Raw genomic sequence first — 26,763 nt, 5'->3', positions numbered from 1 at the left:
ACGGACTGGCGGCGGTGGCCTCCACACGGCTTCGCATGAGCACCCCGGGCTCCACCCTGGAGCGGACCTACCGCGCGGACTATGGCCGCATCGTGGCCACGGTCATCCGTGTGCTCGGCGGAGACTTCGCCGCGGCCGAGGAGGTGGTGCAGGAGGCCTTCGCGGACGCGCTGGTGCAGTGGCCGCGACAGGGGATTCCCCACGAGCCACGGGCGTGGGTCATCCGGGCCGCGCGCAACAAGGCGGTGGACCGCGTGCGGCGCGGGGTGCGCCTGGGCGCTCGCGTGGACGCGCTGGAGGCGGTGGCGCGCATCGAGCAGGAGCTCGCCCCGCCTCCAGATGGCACGGAGTGGCAGGCGTTGCCGGACGACACGCTGCGCCTGCTCTTCACGTGCTGCCATCCCGCGCTCGCGCCCGAGGCCCAGGTGGCGCTGGCGCTGCGGACCCTGTGCGGCCTCACGACGGAGGAGATTGCGCACGCCTTCCTCGTGCCGCCCGCGACGCTGGCACAGCGGCTGGTGCGCGCGCAGCGCAAGATTCGCGACGCGGGCATTCCCTACTCCGTGCCGGAAGCGGAGGCGCTGGGCGAGCGCACGCATGGAGTGCTGCACACGGTGTATCTCGTCTTCTCGGAGGGATATGCGGCCACGGACGGGCCGGAGCTGCTGCGGGTGGAGCTGTGCGCGGAGGCGCTGCGGCTGGGCCGGCTCGCGCGCATGCTGTTGCCGCGCGATGCGGAAGTCGCGGCCCTGCTCGCGCTGATGCTGTTGCACCACTCGCGCCGCCGTGCACGCGTGGCGGCGGATGGAGGGCTCGTCCTGCTGGACAGACAGGACCGCGCGCTGTGGAACCGCGAGGAGATTCGGGAGGGACTGGCGCAGCTCGACGCGGCGCTCGCGCTGGGGGCCCGGGGGCCGTACACGCTCCAGGCGGCCATCGCCGCGCTGCACGCGCAGGCCGCGCGCGCCGAGGACACGGACTGGGCGCAGATTGCCGCGCTCTACGAGAAGCTGTGTGCGGTGTCGCCCGGCCCCGTCGTGGAGCTGAACCGCGCGGCGGCGGTGGCCATGGCGCGCGGGCCGGAGCACGGGCTCGCGTTGGTGGATGACCTGGAGACGTCCGGGAGACTCACGGACTACCACCTGCTCCCGGCCGCGCGCGCCGAGCTGCTGCGGCGCATGGGACGCAATGAAGAGGCGGTGGCCAGCTACCGGCGTGCACTGGCGCTGGTGCGCACCGAGCCGGAGCGGCGCTTCCTGGAGGAGCGGCTGCGTGAGCTGCTCGACGGAGCTGAGCCTGGTACCGACTAGGGTGCACTGGACATGAAGACCTGTTCCTGGCTGCTCTGTGGCTTGCTGATAACGGCGTGTGCTTCAACGAACCCCACCCTGCAACGCTGGGAGTCGGCCGAAGCCTCCGCCGAGGAGTGTGACGACCCTGCTGCGGACCGATGCACCCTGTTCATCTGCGGGCTCGGAGCGTGCGGCCTCTATTACTGTGAGGACGTGGACCCGAGCCGCATCCTGCGCGCGCAAGCGATGGTGCCCGTTCGACCACCCGCTCCGTCAATGCCGACGCCGGGCCACGCGCGTCCGTTTCCGACACCCGCCAATCCCCAGCGCTACTGGGGAAGCATGCAGGGGTTGCCGGAGAACGCGGAACCCATCTTCATCATCCCCTGGAATCAGTCGAGCGAGGAGTGGTTCACCTCCAGAGGGGTCGACATCCACGAATGGACCCTGGTTCTCGACAAGCAGGTTCACGAGAACATCCACAGAGGGGGCATGGGTGGCCCCTGGAACGCGGAGTGGGCGCGCTACATCGAGAACAACAGGCGTGCACACCGTCAGGCCATCCATCTCTTTGCTACACAGCTGATCTTCCGGTTCGACCTTTCGGGACCCGTCGTGCCGTACTACAGCAAGAAGGCCATTCCCTTGTTCCCCGTCGTGGAAGAAGACATCTACTGACCATGCGGTTCTACCGACTCCGAAGCGTGTCCCCGTCGAGCTACTCGTGGGAGCTACGGACGGAGCACAAGTGGTTGTTGCCCGGCGTCCACTGCCCGACCTGCGATGACATCTGGAGTGGCATTGGCGAGGCGTATCCGGCGGTGGACCTGTCCGGGCTTCCAGACGCCAGGAGATTCAAGGCGCGTGTGGAAGAGGACTTCGAGGAGTTCACGCGCCTCCGGGAGCTGGTGCGGCCCCTGGTACCAAAGGGTGTGCCGCTGGAGCCTGGAACGACCTTTGGCGCGCTCGTTGGAAGAGGCCACGGGCATTTTCCTCCGCTCGTCTTTCCAACTCCATGGACGTTGCTCGTCCGCCGGGAGTCACTGGAGCAGCTCCAGGCGGAAGGCCTGCGCGGATTGAACGGCTGCCGTACGGAGCTGCGGCTCAAGGAGAAGAACCCGCCTGAGCTGCTGGAGCTTCAGATAGAGCCACGCGGACTGCTCCATGCGGACTGCCTGCCCCGAGGCATCCCCGCCCCATGCGAAACGTGCGGTGGGCCCGGCTTCAGCCTGCCCTCGGAGCCCGTCCTGGACGCCGCATCTCTTCCAGATGACCGCGACCTCTTCCGGCTCGCCAACTATCAGACGGTCATCGTCGGTACGGAGCGGTTCGTGGAGACGGTGCGGCGGCTCGGCTTCGAAGAGGTGGAGATCCACGAGCTGCAAACGCGCTGACCCGTCCGAAGCCGTTGTCACGCCCGCCGCAGCGTGATGACCGCCAGCTCCGCCGGAGCGCCCAGCCGCACCGGCGGCCCCGTGGTTCCCGCGCCGCGATTCACATACAGCCACGAGCGTCCCTGCCGGTACATCCCCGCCGTCCACCGCGTCATGAACCGCGCCAGCGACAGGCGGCGGACCCACGGCACCGCGAGCTGTCCCCCGTGTGTATGTCCCGACAGCGTCAGCTCCACGCCGCGCGCCTGCGCCTGCGGAAACAAATCCGGGTCATGCGCGAGCAGCACCGTGGGGGCACCGTCCGGCCGCGCCGCGAGCGCCCGCGCCACGTCGTGCCGCGACGTCCACGTGTCATCGACGCCCGCGACGTACAGGTTCGCCCCTTCCCGCTTCACCACGACACCCCGGTTGCGCAGCACCGTCAGCCCGTTCCGCTCCAGCGCCCGGACCAGGTGCTCGCCATCCGTGAAGTAGTCGTGGTTGCCCATGCACGCGAAGGCGCCGTCCTTCGCGCGCAGCCCTCCCAGCGCCCGCGCGACGGCCTCCACGTGCGAGGAGCCATTCGTAATCAAGTCCCCCGTGACGGTGACGAGGTCCAGCCCCAGCCCGTTGAGGCGGGACACCCACCCCGCCACCTTCTCCTCGGGCACGTGAGGCCCGCAGTGCACATCCGAGAGTTGCCCGATGCGATAGCCATCGAGCTCCCTCGGAAGCCCCACCACGCGCACCGTCCGCCTCCGCAGCCGCGGCCGGCCGAGCACCGCGTCACTTCCCATCACCAGCGCGACGGCCCCCGCCATCCCCCACGTCACGCCCCCCGGAGCCCCCGCCTGGATGGCCAGCACCGCCGGAAGCATCAGCAGGTCGAACACCAGGCAGGCCGACCACCAGCCCAGTGCCACATAGGTCGACGCCGACCGGGGCGTCGTCGCCCACGGACTCTGGAGCTGCTTCAGGTACGGCCACGAAACGCCCAGCGCCACGAGCGCCGGCAGCGGCGTGCGCGTGAGCCAGCAGAGCCAGAGCACCGGCGGAAGCTGGACGACGGTGACGAGGGCGCCCACCAGCAGGTGGAAACGGCCCTGGAGACGCGTGCGAAGGGACATCGGACCGCAGTCTCTAATCGCCCCCCGCCCCCCGTGCAGCAGACCGTACGGTGCCAGGAGCACCGGAAGTACCGGCCATGCGTCCGCCTGCCCGCTGACCGCACATCCGGCTTCTCCAGCGCGCACGGGCCCATACTGCGGAACACCCGGGACGGGCCCTCCACCGTCCCCGTGCCTTGACCCTCTCGCCGCAATCCCCGATATACCCCTGCCAGCAGTTGATATTGCTTCGCAAAACCAAAAAGCCCCGGATTGCGGATGTCCTCGTCTCTCGCGTCTCTCGCCCTGCTCCTCTCCGTGGCCGCCGCGCCCCAGACTCCTCCCGAGCCGCCAGCGGCCCCGGAGACGGCGATTCCGACAGAGACACCGCCCACCGCGGCCCCGTCGGAGCAGGCCCCCGCGTCCGGTGTCGTCCCGCCCCAGCGCATCGACGACGTCACCGTCCCCTACCCGGAGGCGGAGCGCACGGCCGGCCGCGAGGGCGAGGTGGTGCTGCGGCTCACCATCGACGAGCACGGCGCGGTGACGGAGTCCGAGGTCGTGCGCTCCGCGGGCGCGGCGTTCGACGAGGCCATCCGCACCGCCAGCCTCTCCTTCCGCTTCGAGCCCGCGCGCGTCGACGGCGAGGTGGTGGCCTGCCAGATTGAGCTGGTCCACACCTTCCGGCTCGACGCGCCTCCGGACACGCCGCCGCAGACGCCTCCCACGGAGGCCACCGCGCAGGCGCCCGCCCCCGGCACCGGAGCCGCCGCCCAGGCCCCCGCCGACAGCAAGGGCCTGGAGACGACGGTGTCGGGCCGCACGGAGGCGGAGCGGATGCGCCAGTCCGCCGAGGCCGTGAAGGTCATCAGCACCCGGCGCGCGAAGGCGCGCGCGGGGGACCTCGGACAGGTGCTCGCCTCGCAGGAGGGCGTGGAGGTGCGCCGCACCGGCGGGCTCGGCAGCACCGCGCTCTTCTCGCTCAACGGCCTCACCGACGACCAGATTCGCTTCTTCCTCGACGGCGTGCCCCTGGACCTCGCGGGTTACCCGTTCGGCGTCGCCAACGTGCCGGTGAATCTCGTGGACTCGGTGCAGCTCTACCGGGGCGTGGTGCCGGTGCGGTACGGCGCGGACGCGCTCGGCGGCGCGGTCAACCTCACGTCCGCTCCGCTGGAGGACGGCCTCCACGGCGCCGCGTCCCTCCAGGGTGGCGCCTTCAGCACGTTCCGGCTCACGCTCGGTGGCAGCTACAAGCCCGGCTCCGACGGCTTCTTCGCCCGGGCGCACTTCTTCGCCGACACCACGGACAACGACTACTCCGTGGACACCGAGGCCTCCGACGCCACGGGCAACATCGTCCCCGTCACCGTGCGGCGCTTCCATGATGGCTACCAGGCGCTCGGCGGCGGACTCGAGGCGGGCTACTCGGGGCTCGCCTGGGCGGACCGCATCACCCTGCGCGCCTTCGGCTCCGCCCACGACAAGGAGCTGCAACACAACCTGGTGATGACGGGTGCCCCGTACGGAGAGGCGCGCTACGGCGCCTCCGCGCTGGGGGCCCAGCTCCTCTACGAGAAGGCCCTCTCACCGCGCGTCCGCATGGACGTGCTGGCAGGCTACGGCTGGCAGCGGACCGAGTTCGTCGACGTGTCCGCGTGGGTCTACGACTGGTTCGGCAACCAGGTGTACCTGGGGGGCGAGGGGGAGATTACCGACAACAGCCCCGCCGACCAGACCCTCTGGCAGCAGGCGGTGTACGGCCGCGCCAACGTGGCCTGGGACGTGGCGAAGGCCCAGCACGTGCGGCTCTCCTTCGCGCCCACGCTGACGCTGCGCACCGGCGAGGCGCGGCGGCTCGTCACCGCGGGCGACCTGGACCCGCTCTCGGCGGACCGCTCCATCCTCTCGTTCGTCACCGGCCTCGAGTACGAGGTGGACCTCCTCGACGAGGCGCTCGAGGTCATCGTCTTCGGCAAGGACTACGTCTACGCGGGCCGCGCGCAGGAGCCCGCCGAGACGGGCGGGTGGCGGAACAAGAATCGTGATTTGCACCGGCTCGGCGGCGGCGCGGCGCTGCGCTTCCGGCTGGGCGAGCCCGTCTACCTCAAGGCCAGCTACGAGCGCGCCACGCGGCTGCCCGACGCGGACGAGGTCTTCGGCAACGGCGTGCTCATCAACGAGAACCTGGACCTGGAGCCGGAGCAGAGCCACAACCTCAACGTCGGCGTGGCCACGGTGCCGCTGCGCACGCGGCTGGGGGCCTTCCGGGGCGAGCTCAACGGCTTCGCCCGCCTGGCGGACAACCTCATCCTGCTCGCGGGCCGGGACAGGGACTGGAGCTACCAGAACGTGTACGCGGCCCGGGTGCTCGGCGTGGAGGGCGCGGCGGGGTGGAGCTCCCCGGGCGGGCTGTTCAGCCTCGACGCCAACGCCACCTTCCAGGACCTGCGCAACGACTCGGACCAGGGGATGTTCGGCGCCTTCGAGGGGCAGCGCCTGCCGAACCGGCCGTGGTTCTTCGCCAACGCCACGGCCCGGATGTCGCTGCGCGCGCTCGCCACCGTGGAGGACGAGCTGTCCCCTTTTTGGAGCACCCGCTACGTCCACGGCTTCTTCCGCAACTGGGGAGGCCTGGGCGACGTGGACTCCAAGGAGGCCATCGACGCCCAGCTCGTCCAGGCCGCGGGCGTGGGCTACCGCGTGCGGCGGGGAGGCTTCACCGTGGGCCTCACCGCCGAGCTGGAGAACGTCACCGACGCCAAGGTGTTCGACTTCTTCGGCGTCGAGCGGCCCGGCCGCGCGGGCTGGCTCAAGGGCACGCTGGAGTACTAGCGCACCTTCACGAACTGGTACGCCCAGCCGAGCGTCTCGAAGCGCTTCACCGCCGCGCCATTCACGCCCAGCTCCCACACGGTCGTCTTCGCGTAGTCGGCCGTGGGCAGCAGCAAGAAGGTGCGCCCTTCAATCACGAACGCGTAGTAGCCGCCCGCGATGTAGTCGAGCCCCTCGACGGGCGCCCCGGTGCCCGTCTCCAGATTCACCCGCCACAGCTTCCAGTGGTTGCCGCGGGTGACGACGTCCGACTCGGACTCCGCGGTGATGCCGGCGTGCTCCTTGTCGAAGACGGCCACCACGCCCACGCCGTTGCCCAGGTAGCGGAACGCCGCCGTCTGCCGGCCGCCCACCATGGTGGCCAGCGACTTCGTCCAGGCCGCGTCCAGCTCCAGCTCGCCCTTCTTGATGCGCACCACGCAGGTGTCGGGCGCGTCCTCCTTGAGGACGGGCGCGGCGGCGCTGAACACCCAGTTGCTGAAGTAGAGGTTGCCGGCCTCGTCCTGCGTCGCCACGTCGAGCCCCGGGCACGGCGCATCGATGAGCTTCACCAGGCTGTCGTCCGCGTTGGAGTAGACGGCAATCTGCGAGCTGGGGAGGAAGTCGTAGTAGTCGCCGTCCGTCCAGTAGAAGGGCTGGAACGAGTAGCCGTCCCGCACCACCCGCGCGCGGTCATAGCTGGACTTCGCCACCAGCCCCTCGCGCTCGCGCGCCACGCCCGCCGCCTCGACGGTGCCGGTAATCTGCATCGTCGAGGGGTTCCAGACGATGCGCTTCGTCTCCTCCAGCGACATGTACGCGCGGGTCGAGCCCACGAAGGTGTTGAGGTACAGCGGCGCGGCGGTGAGGCCGTAGCTGGCGAAGCTGAGCTTCCCCGCCTCCGTCAGGCTCCCGTCGTCACCGACGGTGTAGCGCGTGAGCTCGGGCCCCTCGCCGGCGCCGACGAAGAGCATCCCATCCACCGCGCCAATCGTCGCGAAGCCGGAGTGCTCGCGGGCCTTCTCCAAATCAAGCCCGGTGACGTCGAGCGAGTCGAAGACGCTCACGTACGTGGCGCTGCCCGCCTGCGAGAAGACGGAGGTGGCCAGGCTGTACACCGGCCCCTCCTCGGTGCCGGCATCCGTCGGCGTCTTGTCGGGGTCGTCACTGCAGCCGGTGAAGACGGCGGTGAGGACGAGGGTGGATGAGGCGATGCGGCGCAGCCTGCTCATGGGGTTCTCCGTTCAGTGGGGGGAAGGCACGGTGAATCAGGTCGGCACGGGGGCGGGCGCGTCCGGGTCCACCTCGGCAGGGGAGGTCGAGGGCGTCATCCGCTGGAGCCGGCGGATGCCCCGGGCCGCGCCGGCCAGCAGCAGGCCCAGCGCGATGAGGCCCGCCTCCGTGGCCAGCACGAAGGACGAGCCCGAGGCGAGGGGAAGCCGGCCCGTGCGCGCCGCGTCGATGAGCGGCACCGCGAGGAGCAGCACGCTGGAGACGACGAGCAGCCGGCGCGCATGCCGCGCGGCGGAGCGCTCGACGAAGGCCGTGCCCAGGGCCAGGCCCCACGCCGCGAGGAAGACGCCATGCTCCCAGCGGGGGCGCGCCTCGAGCGTCGCGGGCAGCCACTGGTTGGCCAGGAAGAGGGCGGCGACGGCCAGGGGCAGCCCCGCGCAGACGCCCGACGTCAGCCTCGCGAGCGTCCAGTCGAAGCGGCCCGGCTGCTTCGCGCGCCGTCGCTCCAGCCAGAGCAGGTTGCCCGCGAGGATGCCGAAGCCGACGAGCAGCGAGAGCAGCGCGTAGAGGACCTTGGCGGGGAAGCCGGCCCAGGTGGCGAAGTGCAGGCCGTAGAGCGGGTCCATGACGCGTGTGTAGGCCGTGGCGCCGCCCGCCTCGCGGGCCCAGATGACGGCTCCGGCGTTCGACACGCGCACGTGCGTGAAGGCGTGCAGCGTGCCCTCCTGCTCTCCTGGCAGATGGACGATGCCGCTCTCATCCCCGAGGTTGTCGAAGAAGAACCAGTGGTGCGACGACGCGGGGAAGCGCTCCTTCGCCAGAGCCAGCGCGCGGGTCAGGTCGGGCGCACCGGCGGGCCTGCCCGAGGCGGCCGGGGCCGCGGGCCAGTCCACGGCGTGCTCCTTCGCCTTCGCGTCCCCGGCGAGCGACGTGTCCACCACCGCCGGCTCGAACCAGTCATCCAGCCAGAGAATCCCGCCGGTGAGCGCGAAGACGAGCAGGAAGGGCGCGCTGACCACGCCAATCACCTTGTGCGCGTCGGACCAGAGCACCCGCCGCGCGGCGCCGGGCCGGAACTGGCTGAACTCCCGCACCAGCCTGCCGAGCTGGAGCAGCAGCCCCGTTCCAATCAGCATCACGAGCACGACGGAGGCAAGCCCCGTCACGTGCACGCCGCCGGGCAGCGGCTCCAGGAAGTGCATCGCGTTGAGGAACTCGCCCAGGTCGCTGCGCTCACCGAGCTGACGGCCGGAGACGGGGTCCAGCCAGGTGTGCCGGATGGGCCCTTCCGGCGACAGGCGCCAGATGCGCAGCCACGGCTCCTCGTCGGTGGGAAGGGAGATGCCGAACCACGCCGGCCGGGAGGGCGCCTCCGCGTCGGCGACCTGCTGCGCGAGCTGCACGGCCCGCGCCTCGGTGACGGCGATGGGCGCGCGGAACGTGGGCTCCTGCCAGGGGGCCAGCTCCTCGGCGAACAGCGCGAAGGCGCCGAGGAAGAACGTCACGAAGAGCACGAGCGACGAGAGCACGCCGGCCCAGGCGTGCCCGTCCCAGAGAATGGCGTAGGCGCGGGGTGACAGCTTCACGTGAGCACCAGGACGACGGCCGCCACGGCGGCGACGAGGGCCGAGCCCACCCACGCGCGCACCGCGCTCCGCGCGAGGAGGGCGAGACACGCGGCGGTGGCGACCGCGGGCAGCACGGCGAGCAGGGCCAGGAGCAGCCGCACGTCACCGGGAACGGGCAGCACCGCCGCGAGCGCCAGCGTCGCGAGCACCGCGGCCCCCGGGGCCCCCGTCAGCGCGGCGGCAATCCGTCCGGCTCCGTGCACGTGCGCCGCCATCAGGCCGCCCCCAGCCACAGCAGCGCGAGCCCCACCGCGCTCAAGGGAAGCACCAGCCGCGTGGCGCGCGGCCACAGCGGCGCGCAGAGCGCCAGCGCCGCACTGGCCAGCATGGCCAGCACCAGCGCGCACGTCAGGCCGACGGCCAGCCCCTGCGCCTTCACCCCCAGGGCCACGCCCGCCAACAGGGCCACGCCCCCACCCGCCCACCTCCACCCGCGGTGACGCGCCCGCCACCCCGCGGGCACGGCGGCCCCGTGGAGCACGGCGATGCCCAGCAGCAACAGCAGGGTCGAGAGCGCCATCGCCTCCTCACGCGGAGTGATATTGAGAACAATTCTCAATACCGAAACGAAGCCACTTGAACCGCACCGTCGCTCCGAAGTCAAGGCGAGCCCCGGAGCCCGCGCCGTGCTTCCCAGCACATACGCGGAGTTCCCGTTTCGCTCGCGCGAAGGCCCTCCGCTGACGCTCATGGCGCCGTGAAGCCCGGCTGCCGCGCCTCCATCATTGTGCGGCGCGCAACGGACAGCGTGGGCGCGGCGGTCCTCTCCGCGAGAGTCGGGCACGCCCGACGCGAAGGTGTTATTCGAAGCGCCGCCATGTCGACGACGCCCGCCCTCGAGCTCCAGGGACTCACCAAGCGGTACGGCACCTTCACCGCGCTGCAGTCGATGGACCTCTCCATCCGCCCGGGCGAAATCTTCGCCCTGCTCGGCCCCAACGGCGCCGGCAAGACGACGATGATTGGCAGCGTGTGCGGCCTGGTGAAGAAGACCTCCGGCACCATCCGCGTCTTCGGCAAGGACCTGGACAAGGACCCGGTGGCCCCCCGCTACGAAATCGGGCTGGTGCCGCAGGAAATCAACTTCGACCCGTTCTTCTCCGTGGCCGAGTCGCTGCGCATCCAGCTCGGCTACTACGGCCGTCCCCGGGACGAGGCCCGCATCGACGAGGTGCTCACCGCCCTCAACCTCCAGGCCAAGAAGGACGCGATGACGCGCGCCCTCTCCGGCGGCATGAAGCGCCGGCTGCTCATCGCCAAGGCGCTGGTGCACAAGCCCCGCCTCGTCTTCCTCGACGAGCCCACCGCGGGCGTGGACGTGGAGCTGCGCCGCGACTTGTGGACCTACGTGCGCAGGCTCGCGGCCGAGGGCACCACCATCGTCCTCACCACGCACTACCTGGAAGAGGCCGAGGAGCTGGCCGACCGCGTGGGCATCATCAACGAGGGCAAGCTCCTGATGGTGGAGGACAAGGCCACGCTCTTGCGCCGCTTCGGCGAGCGCCGCGTCGTCGTCACCTTCGAGCAGCCCCAGGCCGCCCTGTCCGAGGCCGGCCGCCGCTTCGCCGCCAGCCTCTCCGCGGACGGCCGCTCCCTCACCTACGTCGAGCGCGAGGGCTGCGCGCCCTCCGGCGAGCTGCTCCGCGCGCTGTACGCGGAAGGGCAGCCCATCGCCGACGTGGAGACACGCCGCTCGCGCATGGAGGACGTGCTCATCGAAATCCTCCGCGGCCGTCCCCAGGCCGCCTGAACCCGCCTCGCCCACCGCCCATCATGAACGTCCTCGGGATGCAGACGCTGTTCGCGAAGGAGGTCCGGCGCTTCATGCGCGTGCCGGGCCAGACGGTCCTCTCGCCCCTCATCAGCACCACGCTGTACTTCATCGTCTTCGGCTACTCCATCTCCGGCCGGGTGCAGACGGTGGAGGGCACGCCCTACCTGCACTTCATCGTGCCCGGGCTCGTGTTCCTCGGCATCGCCAACAACGCCTTCCTCAACAGCTCCTCGTCCCTGTTCATCACCAAGATTCAGGGCACCGTGGTGGACCTGCTGGTGTCACCCCTGGGCCCCGGGGAGCTGATGGCGGGCTTCATCGGCGGCGCCATGGTGCGCGGCCTCGTGGTGGGTGGCCTCACCTGGGTGGTGGCCGCCCTCTTCACCGGCTTCAGCCTGGAGCACGCGTGGGTGGCCGCGTACTTCCTGCTCCTGTCGTCCTACGTCTTCAGCGTGCTGGGCATGCTGGCCGCCGTGTGGGCGGAGAAGTTCGAGCAGATCAACTTCTTCCCCACCTTCGTCATGCTGCCCCTCACCTTCCTGGGCGGCGTCTTCTACTCGGTGCGCACGCTGCCCTCGCCGTGGAAGGAGGTCAGCCTCTTCAACCCCATGGTCTACATGGTGGAGGGGCTGCGCTACGGCATGCTGGGCACGAGCAGCTTCTCCCCGGCCGTGGGCGGCGCCATCCTCGCCGGCGTCGCCGTGGTGGCCACCGTCGTGACGTGGCTCGTGTTGCAGTCTGGTTACAAGATGAAGGCCTGACCCCTACATCTTGATTTGCCAATCACCCCGGAGGGCGGGGTCACTGTGGGGTATTTGGCGACCGAGCATTTCCCACCCGGTGAGAAAGGGGGATATCCTCGGGGCACATCATGGCTGTGCCATTCGGTAAGTACGAGCTGCTTCGAAAGATTGCCTCTGGGGGTATGGGGCAGGTGTTTCTCGCCCGCGAGCACGGGACGGGCTTCGAGCGGCTCGTGGTCATCAAGCTCATCCTTCCCCACCTCGCCGAGGACGACGAGTTCCTCAGCATGTTCCTGGATGAGGCGGGGCTGGTGGCGCGGCTGACGCACCCCAACCTCATCACCATCCTCGACCTGTCGGAGATTGAAGGCCGGCACTGCCTGGCCATGGAGTACGTCCAGGGTGACGACGTGCGTCGTCTGGACAAGTTCTCCCGCGCGCAGGGCAAGCCGCTGCCGGTGGGGTTGATTCTGCGCGTCATCGCGGACGCGGCGGCGGGGCTCCACTACGCGCACCAGGCGCGTGACGCACAGGGCAAGCCGCTGCGGCTGGTGCACCGCGACGTGTCCCCGCAGAACATCCTGGTCGGCTTCGACGGCGGGGTGAAGGTCATCGACTTCGGCGTGGCCAAGGCGGCCACCAGCAGCCAGAACACGGCCACCGGCGTCCTCAAGGGGAAGTACCCCTACATGTCTCCCGAGCAGGCGAACGGGCAGGCCATCGACGCGCGCAGCGACTTGTTCGCGCTGGGCATCGTCATGTGGGAGCTGCTCACGGGCAAGCGCCTCTTCAAGGGCGAGTCGGACATGATGACGCTGCGGCTGGTGAAGGACTGCCAGGTGCCGCGGCCGTCGCAGCTCAACCCGCGGCTGCCGCCGGGGCTGGACGAAATCCTCCTCAAGGCGCTGGCCCCCACGCCAGAGGGGCGCTACCCGGACTGCGGCGCCTTCCGGCTGGCGCTGGAGGACTACGCGCTCAACCTGCGGCTGCCCTCCAGCAGCGCGCACCTGTCCGCGCACCTGCGCGAGCTGTACGCGGAGCGCATCGCCACCGAGGCGGACCCGGCGAAGCTGGACCAGCTCGCCGAGGACGCGGACCTGGACTCGCGCTCCAACTCGTCGCTGAGCGGCGTGCCCGGAGGCCCCGCGAGCTCCGGCCTCCCGCGCTCCGCCGCCTCCCGCGCCGTCGCGCGCCCGTCGCAGGGCCCCGGTCCGAGCACGCGCTCGCGCCAGGCGGTGGCCGCGCCGCCCGTGCGGGAGAAGACGCGGGGCACCGCGGCACTGGAGCGGCCGGAAGCGCGCCGCGTGCCCTGGATGCCCGTGGCCGTCGCGGGCGTGGGCCTGCTCATGGCCGGCGCGGCGCTCGTCTTCCTGCGCGGGCCCGCCGAGGCGGGGCCGGTGCAGCCGCCCCCGCCCCCCGTCACCGTCGTGACGCAGCCGGCGCAGCCGCCCCCGCAACCCACGCCCGAGCCGGAGCGGCCCGTGGAGCTGCCCGTCCTCTCCGAGCCGCCCGGCGCCACGGTGAGCATCGACGGCGAGACGCTGGGCAAGACGCCCACGAAGCTCACGCTCCAGCCGGGCACCTCCTCGGTGGAGGTGACGCTCGCGCTCAACGGCTACGAGCCGGTGACGCGGCGGGTGTCCGCCACGGACAGCGAGGTGAACCTGGCGCTGCGCCCCCAGGGCGGGAAGCCCACCTCCAGTCCGGGCACGAAGAAGCCCGGCGGCAACCTGGGCATCAAGACGGGCCGCTGAGACGTGGAGGGCCTCCCGTGTGGCGGCCCCGCCCGCGCCTGAAGCTCACTGGAAGCCGGACTCGAAGAGGAGCTTCGGCTCCTCGGGCGAGTGCTCGACTTCTCCGTACAGCTTGAAGTCGAGCCGAGGGCCCCGTTCCTCCCATGCGCCGCAGGAGGATGGGACTCCCGGCAGCATCTATTGGACTCGCGTCCAGACGGTGGGCCGGAGCTTCGGCTACACCGGGCCCATTGACGGCATCCCCGGGCCGAACATCTACAAGGCCGAGCACAAGATCTGTGCCTGCGCGGTGGACCTGGCCTTCCAACAAGACGACGTGCGTGGTGACACACGAGATGGGCTTCGCCGCGGACGTGGCGCACCGCGTGGTGTTCATGGACGCGGGGAAGGTGGTGGAGGAGGGCTCGCCTCAACAGGTCTTGCGCGAGCCCCAGCCCCCTCGCACCCGTGAATTCCTCGCGCGGCTGCTCCAGCGGTGAGGGGATTTCCGTGCGGGGGACGTTGGGTGGGGACATCGGCGCAATTGACTGGCCCGCCATGATGGCGACCAAGCGCCCGTGGCGGAGCCTCAATGTCCCCTTCCTCCATGTCGCGTCGTCCCGTGTCCTGGGGCGCGCGTCTGTCTCCTTTGTGTCTGCTGTGGTCGCTGTCCGTCGGGTGTGACGCCTCCACCGCGAGCGTCGAGGTGGCACCGCCCGTGCTGGACAGCGCCAGCGCGTCGTCCGTCACGGACCACGAGCCGCAATATCCGGATGATGGTCTCGCGCCACTGGCGCTCAGTGTCGTGCAGAGCCCCGCGGGGGATGCCGTCACTGCGCCGGTGCTGACCACGCTCCGGGCTCCCGATGACGTCACCGTCGAGTTCATCCGGGTGGACGACGAGTCCATCGCCGTCGCCGTGGGCGGTCCCGAGACGTCGACCACGTCCATCGACCGGGTGATGACGCAGATATCCGCCGCCGCGAGCCCCGCGGCCCTCTACACCGCGCTGTCTCCCACGGGCACGGTGGTGCCGCGCACGCTCCAGGCCCACAGCGATGCGGTCGTCGCCGCTGGCAACTGGAAGCAGGGCAGCACCTCGCCGTCCGTCTCCGAGCCGGCCATCGGCGCGGGTGCACCTCGCTCCCTGGGCGCGTGCGGAGGCCTGAAGGCCAATGGGCAGGGCAACATGCACGACAACGCGGGCCGCTGCGAGGACTGGCACCGCGACATCGACCAGACCACCGAGTGGATTTCGACGGACATGATTGGGTATGGCGCCTACGTGCGCGCCATCAACGGCGGCGTCTACTGGGACATCCAGAAGCGCAACTGCCTGAAGAGCTATTGCGATTGGGGCGTCCTGTACAAGAAGACCGTTCCCCAGGGGCACGTCTACTATTTCCCCTACGTGAACGTGAACAACGACTTCAAGGCCTACAGCCGCGCCACCACGCTCAACAACAACGGTGTCCACCAGCACTACGTCTCCACGTGCAGCGACTGGAAGACGCGCACCAACTGGCTCTCCTCTGCGGCGGGAGGCTGCTACATCAACTTCCAGTCGAAGAACCTGTATTGCAATGACCAGACGTACGAGGGACTCGACCCGTCGTACATCTGGACGCCCTTTGACGCGGGCGGCAACGGGACGCAGTTCGACTGCTGAGCCCGTCAGGAGCGGGGCCTGCCGAGAGCTCGACGGCGGGCCCCGATCACGCTGGAGAGCATGAGCGGGGAGGCGTGGAGGGCGCATCGCGATGCGATGCAGCCGCCGGGTTGACGTGGCGCACGCTCAGCGGCGCTGACGCGGCCCCCGCTGTCGGTGAGGTGGTTCACCCCGAGGTGAGCCATGCCGGGGCATGAGGGCTACGGCGCTGGCTCACCGCCACTCGGGCGAATAGCCTGGACGCCTCCCACCACGCCCCAGGAGCACCGCTTGGCCCACTCTCATGGTTTCACGCGTCGCTCCACCCGCCAGGTGGGCCTGGGCCTGTTGCTGGGGGGCGCACTGGCCGGCTGTGCTCCGCTGGAGCCGGATGCGTTGCCCGTGGAGCCCGAGGCGGCCCTGGACGCACAAGCCCAGGCCCTGTCCCATCCCAATGGGAGCAGCCGGACGGTGGTCTCCCGGCGCGTCGTCTACAAGGACGCCTCCGGCAGCTACCAGGCGGCGCCGGGCTTCGAGCAGTTCCGCGCGGCCGGTGCCTCCGACAGCACGCTCCACGCCATCCGCATTGCCCAGGTGGAGTCGCCGAGCGTGCGCGAGGCCATCGTCCTGATGTCGGCCGGGCAGAAAATCTCGAGCAGCGGCCACTCCAGCGGAGTGACGGGCCAGGCCTCCAACTGGGATGCCTCCTGCGGTGACGTCTCCTGCCCCGATGTGCTCCTGGACGGCCGCTCCCTGGCCATGAAGCTGAATGCCCTGGGCTGGTTCCCCCCGGGAAAGACCTCTCTGTCCGTCGTCAACGACAACAACTTCGACCACCTGTTCGACAGCGACACGAAGCAGCGCATCGTCAACGGGTTCGTCCGCTGGCTCGAGGCCCAGGTCCGGCCCGAGACGCGGGCCATCTACCTCGCAGGAAGCTCACGTGGCGGATGCCTGGTGATGCGCATCGCCCAGGCGCTCCGAGCCAACACGGGACTGGATGGCATCGACATCTACGTGTCCTCGCTCGATGGCGTGTGCAGGAACAGCCAGGGCGAGCTGGGCACGTACGACACCAAGATAAACAACCCCGTGCGCCCCTGGGGCACGTTCTACGGCGGCTGGGCCACGAACCTGTCCGCCCAGTTCCCCCGCCGCGGGCGGCTGCACATGTATCAGGTGGTGGGCGGCCAGGAGGTGGCGCCTGCCACCGGCATCCGCGCCTTCTCCGCTTACGCGGGCACCACGCCTCCCTCGACGGGCTCCAACCTGGACTGGGGCTGGTACAAGCAGACCTGGGTGCGGTGGGCGCACAAGGAGATTGGCAACCCGTATACCGAGCCGAGCACGTCGGACCAGCCGCGCGTCATCTCGGAGACCCTCGACGCGCAGCTGACCTGGCTCGACGGACTGCTGTAGCGCGCAGGAGGGGCGTTCGGCCCCGCCGCTCAGGTGCGCTCGAAGACGAGCACGTACTGGTACGGAAGGTCCCGCTCGCCGACCTTCCTGTAGCCGGCGGCGGCCATCTCCTCGACCACCTTCTCCGGCGCGAGCCTGTGCTCCCTGGAGGGCCCCATCGGCGAGTCGAGCTTGAAGTCCACCACGATGACCCGGGCCCCCGGTCGCAGCGAGCCCGCCAGCTTGCGGAAGTAGGCCGGGCGCTCGCCGACATGGTGGTAGGTGTCGACGAGGAGGACGCGGTCCACCGGCTCCGGAAGCTTCGCGTCGGCGGGCTCGCCCAGCACCGCCTCGAGGTGGGGCAGCCCCTCCTTCTCCGCGCGCTCGCCGAGGTAGCGAACCATGTCCGGTTCGATGTCCACGCCGTACACCGTTGCGTCGGGATGGGCCCGGGCGATGCGTACCGGGAAGTAGCCCGTCGCCGCCCCGATGTCCGCGACCTTGCCCCCAGGCGGAATCTCCATCGCGGCGATGACCTCGGCGGGCTTCTGCCATGCGTCGCGCTCCGGGTCCTCGAAGCGCGCCGCCCACTGCTCGGCGTTTTCGAAGCGGTGACTCGCGGGGCCACCGTGGGGGTGCCCCCGCTGCGCCTGCGGGTGAGGCCCGTCCTCCTGCTCCGGCGGGTGCTGCGCCGCTGTCTGGGAGGCACAAGCCGAGCTGACGAACACCAGGGCCGCGAGAAGGATTCGCATGGCCCGTGAATAGCGCCGACGCGCAGGTGCGTCCATACCACGGAGGGCATCCGCATCACGCAGCGGCAGGAGTACGGGACCTTGCGCGCCGTGGACCTGGACATCCAGCGACCCGAGGGCTTCCCGGCTGAGGCGTCCCCGCATCTAGCAAGCTGACGAGGAAGCATCACCGTCACCCGCCGGGACGGCGAGCGTCGCCCGGCCGCCGCGTGGGTGCCCGCCTCGGGCCGGGCCTGCCGACAGCCTCGTGGCGGCCCCGCCCGCGCATGAAGCTCACTGGAAGCCGGACTCGAAGAGGAGCTTCGGTTCCTCGGGCGAGTGCTCATCCTCTCCGTACAGCTTGAAGTTGAGCCGGGCGTCGTCCCCGTCGAGCTCGACTTCAATCGTCCCCACGTTGAGCCCGCCCACCGGCTGCTCGAGCACGCGCGACATGCTGCCGCCGAGCAGGTGGATGCGCGCCCACTTCCCGTCCAGGTCGGACAGCGCGAAGTGCGTGCGGGGGATGTGGCGCGCCATGTGCCAGTCGAGCGAGGACATCTTGTGGGTGATGGAGCTCGACACGAACTGGAAGAGCGACGTGGCCGGCTCCGTGCGCCAGTCGCAGCGGGCCACGTAGCCCACGTGCACGTCGCCACCCACGAGCACCACCTTCTGGCGGGGGTGGCGCTGCTGGTGGTGCTTGATGAGCTCCAGCATGCGGCAGCGGTCGGCGCGGTACTGCGGGTGCATCCACCGGTCGTGCGCGTCCTCGCGGAAGCTGCCCGGCACGTAGCGGGCGATGCGTGACAGCCAGGAGGGCATGAAGAACGGCGGCACGCTCATCATGATGAAGAGCACCGGCGCGTCGACGTTCGCGTTCAGCCAGGTGGAGAAGTGCTCCAATTGGTGCGGCGCGAAGACGCGCGCGTGGTCGCCGTCGGTGGAGCGCCGCTCCGAGCGCACGTCGAGCACGTAGCCCGCGGCGGCGCCGTACTCGAAGCTGTAGTCGTAGGGGCCCTCGAAGCCGGGCGTCAGGGGCACCACCCGCGACTGCTGGTAGTGGCGGTAGGCCGCCTCGGCCGCGTCGCGCAGGTGGCGCCACTTCGGCTCGTGGTGCTCGGGCAGGGAGCCGTAGTTGTCCACCACCTCGTGGTCGTCGAGGATGGGGTAGCCCGGGAAGCGCGCCTGCAGCGCCTGCCAGTCCGGGTGGCCCCAGTTGCGCCGGTAGCGCGCGTGGTACACCGCGAGCGCCTCGTCGTGGGTGCACTCCAGCAGGCTCTTTCGCCCCGGAGGCCCCACCGTCTTGAAGTACTCCGGGTCGAACAGCGACTGCTTCTCCGGAAAGTCCGCGTAGAGCTGGTCGCCGGCCCACAGCACCTGCTTCACGCCGCAGCGCTCCCACGCGGTCCGGGCGACGCGGAGCATGCGCACGCCCATCTCGTGCATCTGCCCCTGCTGGTCGAAGGGCTGATGGCAGCTCGCCACGCCGATGCAGAAGCGCTTCGGCATCTGGCTGCGCCGGGAGGGAAGCGTCTCGAAGCGCCCCTCGCCCACCCGCACGCCGTCCGCACGGCTCAGCCGGAAGCCGTACTCCGTCACCGGCTCCAGCGGCCGGGCCCCGGGGAGGTCATCCGGAAAGGCGAAGGCATGGGTGTGGTCGCTGTACGAGCGGTCCCCCACGTCGAAGTCATATGCGACTCGCTCCGATGGGGCCGCGGCGAGCCACAACTCCAGCCGGTGGGGCCCCCCACCGGGAGAGCGCATCCACAGCCGCACGCCCCGGGGGCTGACACGCCCCACGGCCACGGCCCGCTCCATCTGGGGCTGCTCCGTCCGCATGGACTGACAGTGGTGTCGCCCGAGGCTTCGGACCAGCAGCCGAAGGCCCGAACCGCCGCAAAGCGCCTGCCTGGAGCGGCGGCTCCGCTCTGCCGCCCGGAGGGCAGGCGGGCAGGAAAACGCGGGGAAAATCCTCCCGAAATCGTTTTTCAAGACGGCGGCAGCCTCGGGCCCTCCAGGGAGGCTGGAACCCTTCCCAGGCCCCCCGCCCATGACGCCAGAATCCGTCCATCGCTCCGCCTCTCCCGTGACGGGCCCCCAGGGCCGGCGTGTCCCGCTCGTGCTGGCCGGACTCGGCGCCGTCGTGCTGCTCGCCGGCGTGGCGCTGCTCGTCCGTGGCCCCGGCGACGGGGGCGAGGCGTCCTCTTCCGGTGAGGCCGGCGCCACGTCCCATGCCCGGGGCGCGTCGGGCGGTGGCGGCGGCGGTGGCCACGGAGGCCAGGGCGCTGCGGAAGCAGAGGCGGCGCCGCCGCGCTACGAGGCCACCACCTGCTGGAAGGACATCGAGCGCTTCAACGAGGCGGTGACGATTGGGACCTTCCGCGACTGGGCCGCGCCGCTGCTCGCTTCGAGGGACCCCAACGTCCGCAACTACCTGCGCGAGCGCCTCACGGAGCTCATCGGCAACGACGCGGCCAAGGCGACGGAGGTGCTGGGCTGGAGCCGCGACGCGGGGCCCCGGGAGTTCAACGTCATCATGACGGCGCTGCGCGACTCGGAGGCCGTCCACCATCCCCAGGTCGCCGCGAAGCTCCTCGAGCACGGAATGGACATCACGCTCGACGGCCAGCGCCGCGCGGGCATCCTCTCCGCGCTGGACACCCAGAAGCGGCTGGAGCCGGGGATGCTCGGCACGCTGGCGGACTTCGCGAAGGACCCCGTGTCCGGTGAGGCGGGCTGGGCCGCCGCGCGCACCATCGGCCGGGTGATGAAGCGCGACTTCAACGCGAAGGGCAACCTGGCGCCGTACATGGACAAGCTGCTCACCATCGGCAGCGAGTCGCCCGACGAGCAGATTCGCTACCTCGCGCTGTCCATGCCCATGCACACCACGCCGGTGATGGACGCGGCGACGCACGAGCGCTACGCGAAGGTCCTCACCACCGAGGGCAGCCCGGAAGGCCGCGAGGCGGCGGCGCACAACCTCTCCGTGTCCACCGGCGATGACCGGGCGAAGACGCTGGAGCTGTTCGCCCGCGCCTTCGCGGTGGAGCCGGACGTCTGCGCGCGCTGGGCCTACTTCCGCTTCGCCGCGCGCGTGTCCGGCCGGGACGCCCTGCCCACCATGGCGAACATGGCCATCGCCGACCCGCGCTTCCAGCCCCTCTACCAGGTCTTCGAGGCCATCTACGCCAGCGGCACCCTCGACTTCGTGAGGGTGTGGAACAGCCTGCCCGACCAGGACCCCTTCACCTGTCTCGACCGCCACGAGTGAGCACGGGAGCCACCTCCATGATTCGCACCCCTTCCCCCTGCCTCCGTGCGCTCGGCCTGGCCGCGCTCCTCCACCTCGTCCCCGCCGTGGCCTCCGCGCAGGCGGCCTCGCCGGCCCCCGAGCTGCGCGCCGAGGCGTGCTCCGTCGAGGGGCTGATGGACAGCATCCGCCACGGGCTCGGCTCGAAGTCGGCGGCCTGGCGCAAGTACCTGCGCACGCTGCTGCGCGAGTCCGCCGTCACGCTGCCCGAAGCCGAGCTGCGCGCCGCCTACGAGCGGGAGACGGACCCCGTCATGGCCGAGCACCTCGCGGCGGCGCTGGTGGCCCGCACCGAGCGCGGCGCGGACCCCGCGGCCATGGGCGTGGTGGCCAGGCGCATCCTGGACGAGCGAGACCCCGCCCTCCGCACCGCCTCGCTGCGCGCCCTGCGCCGCACCAGCGCCACGGAGAACACGGGGGACTTGTACGAGCGCCTGGCCCGGGACGCCTCGCCCGAGGTGCGCCAGGAGGCGGCGACGAACCTCATCGAGGACAACCAGTTCGTCTACTCGGGCCACCACGGCCCGGCCGCGGACGCGGCGGTGACGAGCGCGGCGGCCTCGCCGGACCCGAAGCTGACGGCGCGCATCCTCGACAACGTCTCCACCGAGCACATCAGCGCGGAGTCGGGTGAGCGCCTCAAGTCGCTCTTGCGCAGCGACGACGCCAGCGTGCGCGCGGCGGCGGCCAACGCGCTGGGCGGGGTGCCCTCGGCGCAGATGGCCGGCTCGCGCGAGGCGCTGCTCGCCATGTACCGCGACGAGCCGGACGCCGGCGTGCGGAAGATGCTCCTGCAGAGCATTGCCCAGCTCGGCTTCGCCGGTGCGATTCCCGACCTCCAGCGCCTGCGGGGTGTGGACCCGAGCCTGGCGCCGGAGGTCGACGCGTGGATTCGGGCTCTCGGCCTGGGCCTTCAGGAGTGGAGCCTGATCCTGAGGGAGAAGCAGCGGTTGCAGCAGGCTCCTTGAGGTGCAGTCCCATTCGGGGGCCGCGGAAAGCGGCCCGAAAGGAACGACGATGCGTAGCATCATGAAGACGGGTCTGGCCGCGCTGGCCTCGCTGGCGCTGGTCCCGGCCGCGGTGACGGCGCACGAGGTTCGCGGCACGCACCCCGGCACGATTACGGCCACCACCACCTATCCGAGCGGCGGCACCCACCGCGCGGTGGACATCGGCGCGGGCGGCCGCTGCAACTACTGGGGCGCCGAGACGGGCGTCGTGGGCTCCGTGTCCTGGAACGTCACCATCCGCACCTCGGGCGTCTACTGCAACGGTACCGGCAGCGGCACGCAGAACGAGGCGAAGCACCTGTGGGCCAACGGCTACACGTACCGCCAGTGGCACTTCATCAAGACGAGCGACTCGTACGACCGCACGTGTGACCGCTGCCAGGTGGGCAACATCGGCGCCACCGGCAACGCCACGGGCCCGCACGCCCACCTCCAGTACGACAAGCTCGGCACCAACGACACGTCCTGGTACTCCGGCTACACCGTCTACGGCGAGGCCGTGGACCGCTCGGAGACCATCGGCTACCTCGACTAGCCACGCTTCACCCGCCTGGAGGTGAAGCGCTCCGCTCCGCCTCCCGGCCAGCCCACACCTCGCTGACTTCGACCTGCCGGGAGGCGGGGCCCCCCTACCCCCTCTCCCCCCCACCCTGCCTCCTGGCGGGTCACCAGCGCGCCCGTGCTTCAGCCCATCTTCAGGCCCTTGGGACGGGCCTGGAGCCGGTCGACGTAGGCCTCGAGCTTCGGGCGCCCCGTCTTGCCGCCCAGGATGCGCATCCAGATGAACATCGAGCCAATCATCAGGTCGGCCGCGGTGAACCAGTCGCCGAAGAGATAGGGCCCGTCGCCCAGCTCGCGCTCCACCGCGTCGAGGACGCCGTCGAAGTCCGTCCAGCCACGCTGGGGCGCCGTGGGCGTCTTCATCAGGTGGTCGCCCATGGAGGGCTCCACCTGGGAGGTGGAATACACCACCAGGGACAGGTAGCGGCCCCGCTCCGGCGCGTCGATTCTCGGCGCGAGCTTCGCCTCGGGGAACTTGTCGGCGAGGTACAGGCAGATGGCGGCGTTCTCGAACAGACGCGCCTCGCCGTCCACCAGCGCGGGCAGCTTGCCGGCGGGGTTGACCTTCAAATACTCCGGCGCCTTGTGCTCACGCTTCGTGAGGTCGATGGGTACGAGCTCATACTTCGCGCCGCACTCGTCGAGCATCCACTTCGCGATGACCGCACGGCTCCGGGGATTGAAATAGAGCTTCATCGGGACTCCTCCGCTCAGCGGGATTGTTTCCATCATGTTGCTGGTGCAGCGGCATGCTGTAGGACGATACGGGCTTCACGCCGACCAACAAGGAGCACCATCGTGAGCATTCGTTCTTGGGTTGTCGTTTCCGTCCTGTGCCTGTCCGTCTCGGCTACCGCGCAGGCTCCCGCCCGGCAGTACGTGGACACGTCCGCCTATCTGACGTCCGAGGCGGACATCAACGCGTGGTACCAGCTCGTCTCCACGCTGGACCAGCAGTTCGACGACGTCTGCGGGGACACGTTCTGCGAGGGCGACTACAGCAACATCCAGTCGCTGCGCTTCCGCTGCTCCGTGGACAGCCGCACCGGCGTCATCGGCCAGTGCGTCTGGGTCTTCGCCGCGAGCAACGAGGAGATCAACCCGGCCACCGGCGCCATCTCCGTGGACGCCCAGTCCTTCACCTGCGTCGTCCCGCTGGCGCCCCGCACCACCATCCAGGCGTTCCTGAACGCGCTCTCCGGCTCGGACCCGCTGAACGCGCCGCTGCCGCGGACGACTCAGTCCATCTACGACGGACTGAGCAACTGCCTGTAACGGATGGGTGACGGGAGCGGGGACACCTTCCCCGCCCCGTCGCCACGCGAAGGCCTACCGCTTGAAGTGGTCGGCGATGACGCTGGCCACGCAGCAGGTGAGCTTCTTGCCGGTGGGGATGTGCAGGAACTCGTTGGGCCCGTGCGCGTTGCTGCCCGGCCCGAGCAGGCCGGTGATGACGAACTGCGCCTCCGGGAAGCGCTCGCCCAGCATGCCCATGAAGGGGATGGTGCCGCCCTCGCCCATGGCCATGGCCGGCTGACCGAAGTACGTCTTCGACGCGGACTCCACCGCCTTGGACAGCCAGCCCGCCAGCGGGGGCGCGTCCCAGCCGACGCTGGTCTTCTCACCCTCGAACGTCACCTTCGCGCCGTACGGCGGGTCCTTCTCCAGCGCCGCCTTCAGCGCCGCCATGCCCGCCTTCGGGTCCAGGCGCGGGGGAATGCGCATGGACAGCTTGAAGGTGGTGAAGGGCCGCAGCACGTTGCCCGCGTTGCTCAGGGCCGGCATGCCGTCCACGCCCGTCACCGCCAGCGCCGGGCGCCAGGTGCGGTTGAGCACCAGCTCCGCGCCGTCGTCGGACACCGGCTTCGCGCCCGGCACCCAGGGGAACTTGGTGAAGACCTCCTTCTCCAGGACCTTGGCGGCCTCGCGCGCCTGCTCGCGCCGCTCCTTCGGGATTTCGACGTGCAGCGCGTCCACCTTGATGTGGCCCGTCGCCTCGTCCTCCACGCGCGACAGCACCTGCCGGAGGATGCGGAAGGACGACGGGACGATGCCCGTCGCGTCACCCGAGTGCACGCCCTCGGTGAGGATGTCCACGCGCAGGTTGCCGCCCACGATTCCGCGCAGCGACGTGGTCATCCACAGCTGCTCGTAGTTGGCACAGCCCGAGTCCAGGCACACCACCAGCGACGGCTTGCCGATGCGCGGCGCCAGCGCCTCGATGTACGCGGGCAGGTCGTAGCTGCCGCTCTCCTCGCATGCCTCGATGAGCACCACGCAGCGCGCGTGCGGCAGGCCCTGCTCCTTCAAGAGGCGGATGGCCGCCAGCGACGCGAAGGCGGAGTAGCCGTCATCCGCGCCGCCGCGCCCGTAGAGCTTGTCGCCCTCGCGCACCGGCGCCCACGGCGTCAGGCCCTCGCGCCAGCCGGTCATCTCCGGCTGCTTGTCCAGGTGGCCGTACAGCAGGATGGTGTCCTCGCCCTTCGTGCCCGGCACCTCCATGTAGATGACCGGCGTGCGCGGCTTGCCCTTCTCGTCCTTGAGCTGGATGACCTCCAGCTCCAGCCCCGGCAGGTGCGGGGCCTGCGCGCGACACCAGTCCGCGATGAGCTGCACCGCGGCGGCCATGTGGCCGGACTTCACCCACTCCGGGTCGAAGGAGGGCGACTTGTTGGGGATGCGGATGTAGCGCTCGAGGGCCGGGAGGATTTCCTTCTCCCAGATGCGGTCGGAGGACTCGGTAGCGGTCTGGACGTTCATGGCCATGGCGTGGGGATGCAGAGCACGGAGTGGGAGTCCTGTCGACTGTGGGAACCCCGGAGCGGAGCGGGAAGGGACTCGGCCCCCAGCCTACCCCGCCGGAGGGGCGGATGATGCCGATTGGCAGCCCCGTCAGCCCCCGCTCGGGCGAGCGCGTGGTACAGCCCCAACAACCCCGCAAGTCCGTACAACACCGGGTGCGCGTCCCGCATACGCGCCGTGAGCAGCTACGGAAAAAGGGCGCGGAAGGAATGCTCCTTCCGCGCCCTTCCCATGTCAGCGCTTCCGGCCGGGACTACGGCTGGATTTCACGGACGGACAGCCACTTGAAGTCCACGTCGTTGGCGTTGTCCCAGCGGAACGTGGCGATGGGGCCGCCCCAGGTAATGGGCATGGCACCGGTGGCGCCGCCGCAGTGCTGGGCGTCGCCGCCCCAGGTGCCGGAGTCCACCATGTCGTAGACCTTCTTCCACGTCACCTTGTCGGCGTTCTCGTTGACGTACATCTCCAGGCGCACGGCTTCCTTGCCGTTGACGGGGGTGTTGCGCATCACCGCCTTGAAGCCCACCCAGCGGCCCTTGAGCGGCGTGGTGGCGGGCTTGTAGGACGCCTGCTCGTAGGAGACATGCCACGTCTCCTTCTGCCAGCGGGCGCGGCCGTCATAGTGCAGGCCGCCCTTGTAGCTGCTGCCCTCGCAGCCCGAGTGGTTGTCGTTGTGCTTGCCGCCGCGCGCGTACCAGTCGAAGTTGTCCGAGCCGTCCTGCGCCGAGTTGAGCTTCACGAAGCCCGTCATCTCGATGTTCTTCCAGTCGTTGGCGGCCTGCATGTAGCCACGGCTGGCGAGCACGTCGCGGTCGTACGTGGGAATCTTCGAGGCGCTGTAGCCCGTGGACGTGAAGACGCTCATGCGCACCTGGCTGTCCTTCATCTTCCAGGAGCCGTCCGCGTTGCGCGTAATCGGGTTCTGCGGGTCGAAGCGCGAGTCGTTCGTCGCGCTGTCCGCCAGGGCCCACGTCTCACCGCCGGCCTTCGTCGGGTAGAGCATGGTGACGCCGAACCTGTCCTTGCCGGGGGTGGGCGTCGGCGTGGGGTCGGGCGGCGGCTGCGTGGTGCCGGTGATGGCCGCCAATTCGGAGATGCTCGCCCAGGTGTTGAGCGTGTTGCCGTTGACGGTGACGCGCACGTAGCGGGCGTTCACCGTGGGGAACGAGTAGCGCTCGAAGGACGCCGTCTTTCCGGACGAGGCGCCGGCGAACACCTGCGTGAAGGTGGTGCCGTCCGCCGAGGTGGCGATGACGAACTTGTTGGAGCGCGTGGTGCCGGCGTGCCACGCGATGTCCAGCGCGTTGATGGCCTTCAGCGCGCCCAGGTCACCGCGAATCCACTGACCGATGCCAAGGCTGGACCAGCGCGTGGACAGGTTGCCGTCGATGGCGTTGGCCGGCACGTTGCCGTCATTCCCACTGGCGGTGACGGACGTGAAGCCTCCAGCGGCCAGCGCGGGTGTCGCGACCACGAGCGCGGCCAGCGAGAGTGCGCCCACCGGCATGCGGAAGCGCTTCCATCCCCCCCGGGACGAAGTCAGGTGCTGTCGATTCAAGTCACTACCTCAGGTGAGGCCGCGTGGTGCCACGACTCACCGGGAC

General features: G+C 70.2%; 25 protein-coding genes. 14 read left to right on the top strand and 11 right to left on the bottom strand.

Translation table 11 applies throughout. The features are described 5' to 3' along the window. Positions 1–35 precede the first annotated feature (35 nt). From ACX9TP_RS03635 to sitI6, 3 genes are read left to right on the top strand one after another with little or no spacing between them, the layout of a single operon-like run. The gene (locus tag ACX9TP_RS03635) at positions 36–1,310 is read left to right on the top strand and encodes an RNA polymerase sigma factor (RefSeq protein ID WP_482978301.1); all 1,275 of its coding nucleotides are present in this window, start codon (positions 36–38) and stop codon (positions 1,308–1,310) included. Positions 1,311–1,322: 12 nt separating this feature from the next. Next, positions 1,323–1,970, top strand: a complete 648-nt coding sequence (locus tag ACX9TP_RS03630; RefSeq protein ID WP_482978300.1) for a DUF2380 domain-containing protein — start codon at positions 1,323–1,325, stop codon at positions 1,968–1,970. A gap of 2 nt (positions 1,971–1,972) precedes the next feature. Then, a complete protein-coding gene (sitI6, locus tag ACX9TP_RS03625) occupies positions 1,973–2,686 on the top strand; it encodes a SitI6 family double-CXXCG motif immunity protein (RefSeq protein WP_482978299.1) in 714 nt (237 codons plus the stop codon). 17 nt (positions 2,687–2,703) lie between these two features. Here the strand turns inward: sitI6 and ACX9TP_RS03620 are convergent, their stop codons facing one another. Continuing rightward, positions 2,704–3,792 (bottom strand): metallophosphoesterase, encoded by a 1,089-nt coding sequence (locus ACX9TP_RS03620; protein ID WP_482978298.1) that lies wholly within the window; start codon positions 3,790–3,792, stop codon positions 2,704–2,706. A gap of 258 nt (positions 3,793–4,050) precedes the next feature. Here ACX9TP_RS03620 and mxcH point away from each other — a divergent pair, with 258 nt between their 5' ends. Beyond that, the gene (mxcH, locus tag ACX9TP_RS03615; protein WP_482978297.1) at positions 4,051–6,606 is read left to right on the top strand and encodes a TonB-dependent siderophore myxochelin receptor MxcH; all 2,556 of its coding nucleotides are present in this window, start codon (positions 4,051–4,053) and stop codon (positions 6,604–6,606) included. On the opposite strand, the gene ACX9TP_RS03610 is transcribed toward mxcH, so the two are convergent. Genes ACX9TP_RS03610 through ACX9TP_RS03595 form a run of 4 tightly spaced genes read right to left on the bottom strand, consistent with a single transcriptional unit; the run spans position 6,603 to position 9,966 of the window. Then, a complete protein-coding gene (locus ACX9TP_RS03610; RefSeq protein ID WP_482978296.1) occupies positions 6,603–7,817 on the bottom strand; it encodes an MxcI in 1,215 nt (404 codons plus the stop codon). The genes mxcH and ACX9TP_RS03610 overlap by 4 nt on opposite strands. 36 nt (positions 7,818–7,853) lie before the next feature. Next, positions 7,854–9,404, bottom strand: coding sequence for a PepSY-associated TM helix domain-containing protein (locus tag ACX9TP_RS03605; RefSeq protein WP_482978295.1), 1,551 nt, complete (start codon positions 9,402–9,404; stop codon positions 7,854–7,856). After that, positions 9,401–9,649 (bottom strand): hypothetical protein, encoded by a 249-nt coding sequence (locus ACX9TP_RS03600; RefSeq protein WP_482978294.1) that lies wholly within the window; start codon positions 9,647–9,649, stop codon positions 9,401–9,403. The genes ACX9TP_RS03605 and ACX9TP_RS03600 overlap by 4 nt, the downstream gene beginning before the upstream one ends. A gap of 11 nt (positions 9,650–9,660) precedes the next feature. Beyond that, positions 9,661–9,966, bottom strand: a complete 306-nt coding sequence (locus tag ACX9TP_RS03595) for a hypothetical protein (protein ID WP_482978293.1) — start codon at positions 9,964–9,966, stop codon at positions 9,661–9,663. A gap of 297 nt (positions 9,967–10,263) precedes the next feature. On the opposite strand from ACX9TP_RS03595, the gene ACX9TP_RS03590 reads away from it, so the two are divergent. From ACX9TP_RS03590 to ACX9TP_RS03580, 3 genes are all read left to right on the top strand, one after another. Then, positions 10,264–11,196, top strand: a complete 933-nt coding sequence (locus ACX9TP_RS03590; protein ID WP_482978292.1) for an ABC transporter ATP-binding protein — start codon at positions 10,264–10,266, stop codon at positions 11,194–11,196. Between the two features lie 38 nt (positions 11,197–11,234). Then, on the top strand, positions 11,235–11,981 hold the full coding sequence (locus ACX9TP_RS03585; protein ID WP_482978291.1) for an ABC transporter permease: 747 nt from the start codon (positions 11,235–11,237) through the stop codon (positions 11,979–11,981). A gap of 110 nt (positions 11,982–12,091) precedes the next feature. After that, positions 12,092–13,717: a protein kinase domain-containing protein gene (locus tag ACX9TP_RS03580; protein WP_482978290.1), complete on the top strand. Its 1,626-nt coding sequence runs from the start codon at positions 12,092–12,094 to the stop codon at positions 13,715–13,717. A 45-nt stretch (positions 13,718–13,762) separates the two neighbouring features. Here the strand turns inward: ACX9TP_RS03580 and ACX9TP_RS03575 are convergent, their stop codons facing one another. Further along, on the bottom strand, positions 13,763–13,894 hold the full coding sequence (locus ACX9TP_RS03575; protein ID WP_482978289.1) for a hypothetical protein: 132 nt from the start codon (positions 13,892–13,894) through the stop codon (positions 13,763–13,765). A gap of 143 nt (positions 13,895–14,037) precedes the next feature. Between ACX9TP_RS03575 and ACX9TP_RS03570 the strand changes: the two genes are divergently transcribed. The 3 genes from ACX9TP_RS03570 (at position 14,038) to ACX9TP_RS03560 (ending at position 16,763) form a co-directional block, all read left to right on the top strand. Continuing rightward, entirely contained in the window at positions 14,038–14,196 is a 159-nt protein-coding gene (locus ACX9TP_RS03570) for a hypothetical protein (protein ID WP_482978288.1), read from the top strand. A 107-nt stretch (positions 14,197–14,303) separates the two neighbouring features. Then, positions 14,304–15,365, top strand: coding sequence for a hypothetical protein (locus ACX9TP_RS03565; protein WP_482978287.1), 1,062 nt, complete (start codon positions 14,304–14,306; stop codon positions 15,363–15,365). Positions 15,366–15,635: 270 nt separating this feature from the next. Further along, positions 15,636–16,763, top strand: coding sequence for a hypothetical protein (locus tag ACX9TP_RS03560; RefSeq protein WP_482978286.1), 1,128 nt, complete (start codon positions 15,636–15,638; stop codon positions 16,761–16,763). Between the two features lie 29 nt (positions 16,764–16,792). Here ACX9TP_RS03560 and ACX9TP_RS03555 read toward each other — a convergent pair whose 3' ends face one another. After that, complete coding sequence (locus ACX9TP_RS03555) at positions 16,793–17,494, bottom strand: class I SAM-dependent methyltransferase (RefSeq protein WP_482978285.1); 702 nt, start codon at positions 17,492–17,494, stop codon at positions 16,793–16,795. 273 nt (positions 17,495–17,767) lie between these two features. Next, positions 17,768–19,279 carry an alkaline phosphatase D family protein gene (locus tag ACX9TP_RS03550; protein ID WP_482978284.1) on the bottom strand — a complete coding sequence of 504 codons (1,512 nt, stop codon included), beginning with the start codon at positions 19,277–19,279 and terminating at the stop codon, positions 17,768–17,770. A 244-nt stretch (positions 19,280–19,523) separates the two neighbouring features. Between ACX9TP_RS03550 and ACX9TP_RS03545 the strand changes: the two genes are divergently transcribed. From ACX9TP_RS03545 to ACX9TP_RS03535, 3 genes are read left to right on the top strand one after another with little or no spacing between them, the layout of a single operon-like run. Beyond that, complete coding sequence (locus tag ACX9TP_RS03545) at positions 19,524–20,747, top strand: hypothetical protein (RefSeq protein WP_482978283.1); 1,224 nt, start codon at positions 19,524–19,526, stop codon at positions 20,745–20,747. Positions 20,748–20,764: 17 nt separating this feature from the next. Further along, positions 20,765–21,754 (top strand): HEAT repeat domain-containing protein, encoded by a 990-nt coding sequence (locus ACX9TP_RS03540; protein WP_482978282.1) that lies wholly within the window; start codon positions 20,765–20,767, stop codon positions 21,752–21,754. A 49-nt stretch (positions 21,755–21,803) separates the two neighbouring features. Further along, positions 21,804–22,331: a hypothetical protein gene (locus ACX9TP_RS03535; RefSeq protein ID WP_482978281.1), complete on the top strand. Its 528-nt coding sequence runs from the start codon at positions 21,804–21,806 to the stop codon at positions 22,329–22,331. Positions 22,332–22,480: 149 nt separating this feature from the next. Here ACX9TP_RS03535 and ACX9TP_RS03530 read toward each other — a convergent pair whose 3' ends face one another. Next, positions 22,481–23,053: a glutathione S-transferase family protein gene (locus ACX9TP_RS03530; RefSeq protein WP_482978280.1), complete on the bottom strand. Its 573-nt coding sequence runs from the start codon at positions 23,051–23,053 to the stop codon at positions 22,481–22,483. Between the two features lie 102 nt (positions 23,054–23,155). Between ACX9TP_RS03530 and ACX9TP_RS03525 the strand changes: the two genes are divergently transcribed. Continuing rightward, complete coding sequence (locus ACX9TP_RS03525) at positions 23,156–23,632, top strand: hypothetical protein (RefSeq protein ID WP_482978279.1); 477 nt, start codon at positions 23,156–23,158, stop codon at positions 23,630–23,632. A gap of 54 nt (positions 23,633–23,686) precedes the next feature. Here the strand turns inward: ACX9TP_RS03525 and ACX9TP_RS03520 are convergent, their stop codons facing one another. Together ACX9TP_RS03520 and ACX9TP_RS03515 are read right to left on the bottom strand one after the other, a co-directional pair. After that, positions 23,687–25,123, bottom strand: coding sequence for a M20 family metallopeptidase (locus ACX9TP_RS03520; RefSeq protein WP_482978278.1), 1,437 nt, complete (start codon positions 25,121–25,123; stop codon positions 23,687–23,689). A gap of 289 nt (positions 25,124–25,412) precedes the next feature. After that, entirely contained in the window at positions 25,413–26,717 is a 1,305-nt protein-coding gene (locus ACX9TP_RS03515; protein ID WP_482978277.1) for a discoidin domain-containing protein, read from the bottom strand. Positions 26,718–26,763 lie beyond the last annotated feature (46 nt).

The organism is Pyxidicoccus sp. M15 (assembly GCF_056858435.1).
This window is presented reverse-complemented; position numbering and strand designations above follow the sequence as displayed.